3 protein-coding genes and 5 tRNA genes are annotated in these 5,502 nt (G+C 65.2%); all 8 read left to right on the top strand.

The genetic code is table 11. The features are described 5' to 3' along the window. Nucleotides 1-147: 147 nt before the first annotated feature. Nucleotides 148-223, top strand: a tRNA-Val gene (locus NFU04_RS16230). Nucleotides 224-263: 40 nt separating this feature from the next. Next, a tRNA-Asp gene (locus tag NFU04_RS16225) sits at nt 264-340 on the top strand. A gap of 53 nt (nt 341-393) precedes the next feature. Continuing rightward, a tRNA-Asp gene (locus NFU04_RS16220) sits at nt 394-470 on the top strand. A 39-nt stretch (nt 471-509) separates the two neighbouring features. Beyond that, nucleotides 510-586, top strand: a tRNA-Val gene (locus NFU04_RS16215). A 3-nt stretch (nt 587-589) separates the two neighbouring features. Then, a tRNA-Asp gene (locus NFU04_RS16210) sits at nt 590-666 on the top strand. 195 nt (nt 667-861) lie between these two features. Next, entirely contained in the window at nt 862-2,874 is a 2,013-nt protein-coding gene (locus tag NFU04_RS16205; RefSeq protein WP_251310442.1) for an NADPH-dependent 2,4-dienoyl-CoA reductase, read from the top strand. Nucleotides 2,875-3,143: 269 nt separating this feature from the next. Next, nucleotides 3,144-5,066, top strand: a complete 1,923-nt coding sequence (locus tag NFU04_RS16200) for a PrkA family serine protein kinase (RefSeq protein WP_251310441.1) — start codon at nt 3,144-3,146, stop codon at nt 5,064-5,066. Between the two features lie 110 nt (nt 5,067-5,176). Next, nucleotides 5,177-5,502 (top strand): DUF444 family protein (locus NFU04_RS16195; protein WP_251310440.1); only part of this gene is annotated, 326 nt, incomplete at its 3' end.

The following is a 5,502-nucleotide window of genomic DNA, read 5'->3' as shown; positions in this document are numbered from 1 at the left end:
CGATTAGGGGCGGGCCAGGGGTGGCGCGGCCTGGCGCCGACTCCGGGGCGCGACGACTCGGCTCGCGGCACTGGCTTGTCGAAAAAAATGCGCAGAAGTCGTTGACTTCCCTCGGGGTCTCTGTAGAATGCGTCGCCACGAGTTCAGGGGTGGTTAGCTCAGTTGGAAGAGCACCAGCCTTACAAGCTGGGGGTCACTGGTTCGAGCCCAGTACCACCCACCATCTCGACAGGGAGATGGCTGAAGTCGTAGGAAATGCGAGTGGACCGGTAGTTCAGTTGGTTAGAATGCCGGCCTGTCACGCCGGAGGTCGCGGGTTCGAGTCCCGTCCGGTCCGCCAGTATTTCCAGATAGCCCGGAAGGCGCTATCGCAATGCGCAGGTTTGCCCTTGTGGACCGGTAGTTCAGTTGGTTAGAATGCCGGCCTGTCACGCCGGAGGTCGCGGGTTCGAGTCCCGTCCGGTCCGCCACGGGTGACGCCTCGCAATGCAAATTAGCCTTGTCTACGTGGGTGATTAGCTCAGTTGGTTAGAGCACCAGCCTCACATGCTGGGGGTCACTGGTTCGAATCCGGTATCACCCACCACGCGGACCGGTAGTTCAGTTGGTTAGAATGCCGGCCTGTCACGCCGGAGGTCGCGGGTTCGAGTCCCGTCCGGTCCGCCATCGAGATTCCCGAAACGCCCCAGGTCATTTGGCCTGGGGCGTTTTCGTATGCTCCCTCCTTTTTCGCTTTTGCCCCTATGCTGTAGAGCGGCCGCCGGCCACTGCCTCGGGCCTTGGTCGTATGGCTGCGCTTGTCCCCTTCGGCTAGATTGTCATACAGTTGTTTGAATTGGTGTCGCCAACGAGGCCTTGACCGTGACCGACTATCCGAACCTCTTTCGCCCCCTGACCCTGGGCCATCTGACGTTGCCCAACCGCATCCTGATGGGCTCCATGCACACCAACCTCGAGGAGGCGCCCGACGGCTTCGCGCGCCTGGCGGCCTTCTATGCCGAACGCGCCAGGGCCGGAGTCGGCCTGATCGTCTCCGGCGGCATCGCGCCCAATCCCGAGGGCGCGGTCTTCGAGGACGCCGCCAAGCTCACCACCGCCGAGGAGGCCGCGGCGCATCGCCAGGTGGTGGAAGCGGTGCACGGCGAGGGGGGGCGCATCTGCCTGCAGATCCTGCATGCCGGGCGCTACGCTTACTCGCCGGCCCTGGTGGCGCCCTCGGCGATCCAGGCGCCCATCAACCCCTTCCTGCCCCGGGCCCTGGAGGGTGCCGAGGTGGAGGCGCAGATCGAGGATTATGTACGCTGTGCCCAGCTGGCCCGGGAGGCCGGCTACGATGGCGTCGAGGTGATGGGCTCCGAGGGCTACCTGATCAACCAGTTTGTCTGCGCCCGCACCAATCACCGCGAGGACGAGTGGGGCGGCAGCTTCGACAAGCGCATCCGCTTCCCGGTGGAGATCGTGCGCCGCATCCGCGAGGCCCTGGGTCCCGACTTCCTGATCATCTTCCGCCTCTCCATGCTCGACCTGGTGGAGGAGGGCAGCAGCTGGCAGGAGGTGGTGGCCCTGGGGCGGGCCATCGAGGCCGCCGGTGCCAGCCTGATCAATACCGGTATCGGCTGGCACGAGGCGCGGGTGCCGACCATCGTCACCAGCGTGCCCCGGGCCGTCTTTACCGAGGTGACCCGGCGCATGAAGGCGGAGCTGTCGATTCCGCTGATCACCACCAATCGCATCAATATGCCGGAGGTGGCGGAGCGGGTGCTGGCCGAGGGCCATGCCGACATGGTCTCCATGGCGCGCCCCTTCCTGGCCGACGCCGACTGGGTGATCAAGGCCGCCGAGGGGCGTCGCGACGAGATCAACACCTGCATCGCCTGCAACCAGGCCTGCCTGGATCACACCTTCGAGGGCAAGCTGACCTCCTGCCTGGTCAACCCGCGGGCCTGCCACGAGACCGAGTGGCGCCTCGAGCCCGCCGCCGAGCCCAAGCGGGTGGCGGTGGTGGGGGGTGGCCCCGCCGGCCTGGCGGCGGCGGTGACCGCGGCTCGCCGTGGCCATGAGGTGGTGCTCTTCGAGCGCCGCGCCGAGCTGGGTGGCCAGTTCAACTACGCCCGCAAGATTCCCGGCAAGGAGGAGTTCGACGAGACCCTGCGCTACTACCGGGTGATGCTCGACAAGCACCGGGTCAGGGTGCGCCTCAACAGCGAGCCCTCGGTGCATGAGCTGGCCGCTTTCGATGCGGTGCTGCTGGCCACCGGGGTCAGGCCCCGGGAGCTCGACCTGCCGGGCATCGACCATCCCAAGGTGATGAGCTATCCCATGGCCATCGTCCACCCGGAACGGGTGGGGCCGCGGGTCGCGATTATCGGTGCCGGCGGCATCGGCTTCGATGTGGCGGAGTTGCTGACCCATGTGGGCGCGTCGGGCGTGGATCGCGACGCCTGGTGCCGCGAGTGGGGGGTGGATCTCGAGGTGCGCGAGCGAGGCGGATTGATGGCGCCGCAGCGTCCCGAGACGCCGCGTCGAGTCTTCCTGCTTCAGCGCAAGGCCTCCAAGCCCGGCAAGGGGCTGGGCAAGACCACCGGTTGGGTGCATCGCGCCTCCCTCAGGCATCGTGGCGTCGAGGCGCTGGCCGGCTGCGACTACGTGGGTATCGACGATGAGGGCCTGCATATTCGCCTCGACGGTGAGCCCCGTTGCCTCGCGGTGGACAGCATCGTCGTCTGTGCCGGCCAGGAGTCGGTGCGTGACCTGCTGGAGCCGCTGCAAGGCGCCGGCGTCCGGGTACGGCTGATCGGCGGCGCCGATCATGCCGGCGAACTGGATGCCAAGCGCGCCATCGATCAGGGCACCCGCGCCGCGGCGGCACTCTAGTTATAATTAACTTTTTGTTTCTGCAAGACTTTCTGCGCCCACCGACGAGCTATCGTCGGTGGGCGCTTGCATCTAAAGTCTCGAGTGGTGTGAACGAACCCTGGAGCCTCTGCTGCGTCATACGGATAGGGCCCGCGATGGTCATCCGTTGAAATATCGCCTTGGCCAGCACCGTCTCTACCTAATGTATAGGGCTACGCTGAGGGTACCCATCTCGGTCGCCGTGAACCTTGTGCGACGCCCGAGTCACCGGGCTTAAGGAGGCTTCGATGAGCATCTTCGATCATGTGCAGAATCGCTACGAGCGGGTTCAGCAGGAGGAAATGAGCCTGCAGGAATACCTCGAGCTGTGTCGCGGCGAGCCCACGGCCTATGCCACCGCCGCCGAGCGCATGCTGGTAGCGATCGGCGAGCCGGAGGTCATCGATACGGCCAAGGACTCCCGGTTGTCGCGGATCTTCTCCAACAAGGTGATCCGGCGCTACCCGGCCTTCTCCGAGTTCTACGGCATGGAGGAGGCCATCGAGCAGATCGTCTCCTACTTCCGCCATGCCGCCCAGGGGCTCGAGGAGCGCAAGCAGATCCTCTACCTGCTGGGGCCGGTGGGGGGCGGCAAGTCGTCCCTGGCCGAGCGTCTCAAGCTGCTGATGGAGAAGGTCCCCTTCTATGCCATCAAGGGCTCGCCGGTCTACGAGTCGCCGCTGGGGCTGTTCTCGCCGGAGGAGGACGGCGAGCTGCTGGAGAAGGAGTACAACATCCCCCGGCGCTACCTGAAGAGCGTGATGTCGCCCTGGGCCGCCAAGCGCCTCAAGGAGTACGGCGGCGATATCTCCCAGTTCCGGGTGGTGCGCCTCTACCCCTCGCGGCTCAACCAGATCGCCATCTCCAAGACCGAGCCCGGCGACGAGAACAACCAGGACATCTCCTCGCTGGTTGGCAAGGTGGATATCCGCCAGCTGGAGATGTACTCCCAGGATGATCCCGACGCCTACAGCTTCTCCGGCGGCCTGTGTCGCTCCAACCAGGGGCTGATGGAGTTCGTCGAGATGTTCAAGGCGCCCATCAAGGTGCTGCATCCGCTGCTCACCGCGACCCAGGAGGGCAACTACAACCCCACCGAGGGCATGGGGGCCATTCCCTTCGACGGGGTGATCCTGGCCCACTCCAACGAGAGCGAATGGCAGACCTTCCGCAACAACCGCAATAACGAGGCCTTCCTCGACCGGGTCTATATCGTCAAGGTGCCCTACTGCCTGAGGGTCACCGAAGAGGTCAAGATCTACCAGAAGCTGCTGGAGCACTCTTCCCTGGCCGAGGCCCCCTGCGCCCCGGATACCCTGCGCATGCTGGCCCAGTTCTCGGTGCTCTCGCGACTCAAGGAGCCGGAAAACTCTAGCATCTATTCCAAGATGCGGGTCTATGACGGCGAGAACCTCAAGGACACCGATCCCAAGGCCAAGTCGATCCAGGAGTACCGGGATGCCGCCGGGGTCGACGAGGGCATGGACGGGCTCTCCACCCGCTTCGCCTTCAAGATCCTCTCCAAGGTGTTCAACTTCGACACCCATGAGGTCGCCGCCAACCCGGTGCATCTGCTCTATGTCCTGGAGCAGCGCCTCGAGCAGGAACAGCTGCCCAAGGAGACCTTCGAGCGCTACCTGCGCTTTATCAAGGAGTTCATGGCGCCGCGCTACGTCGACTTCATCGGCAAGGAGATCCAGACCGCCTACCTGGAGTCCTACTCCGAGTATGGCCAGAACATCTTCGACCGCTACGTGACCTATGCCGACTTCTGGATCCAGGATCAGGAGTATCGGGACCCGGAGACCGGCGAGCTGTTCAACCGCCAGGCCCTCAACGACGAGCTCGAGAAGATCGAGAAGCCGGCGGGGATCTCCAATCCCAAGGACTTCCGCCACGAGGTGGTCAACTTCGTGCTGCGGGCCCGCGCCCAGAACAACGGCATGAACCCCAGCTGGCAGTCCTACGAGAAGCTGCGCGGGGTCATCGAGAAGAAGATGTTCGCCAATACCGAGGAGCTGCTGCCGGTCATCTCCTTCAATGCCAAGGCCTCGGCGGCGGACCAGAAGAAGCACGAGGACTTCGTGGCGCGCATGGTGGATCGCGGCTACACCGAGAAGCAGGTGCGGCTGCTCTCCGAGTGGTACCTGCGGGTGCGCAAGTCGCAGTAGTCTGACGCCACCGCTACAGGCCCAGGCCGGGGGCGCCGCCCCCGGCAGTCGCCGCGCCCGATGCCGGCGGTGTTCCGCGCCGTGGCGTCGGGGGCGCAGGGGAGGTCACCATGAGCTATTTCATCGATCGGCGGGCCAATGCCAAGCACAAGAGTGCGGTCAATCGGCAGCGCTTCCTCGATCGCTATCGCACCCATATCAAGCGCTCCGTGGAGGAGGCGGTCAATCGCCGCTCCATCACCGACATGGAGCGGGGCGAGAAGGTCTCGATTCCCTCCCGGGACATCTCCGAGCCGGTCTTCCAGCACGGCCCCGGCGGTAAACGCAGCATCGTCTCTCCGGGCAACAGGGAATTCGTGGAGGGCGATCGCCTGCGCCGCCCGGGGGGCGGCGGTGGGGGCGGAGGCGCCGGCGAGGGCGGTGCCTCCAACCAGGG

Origin of the sequence: Halomonas sp. NCCP-2165 (assembly GCF_023708045.1) — a bacterium.
GTDB lineage: Bacteria > Pseudomonadota > Gammaproteobacteria > Pseudomonadales > Halomonadaceae > Bisbaumannia > Bisbaumannia pacifica.
This window is presented reverse-complemented; position numbering and strand designations above follow the sequence as displayed.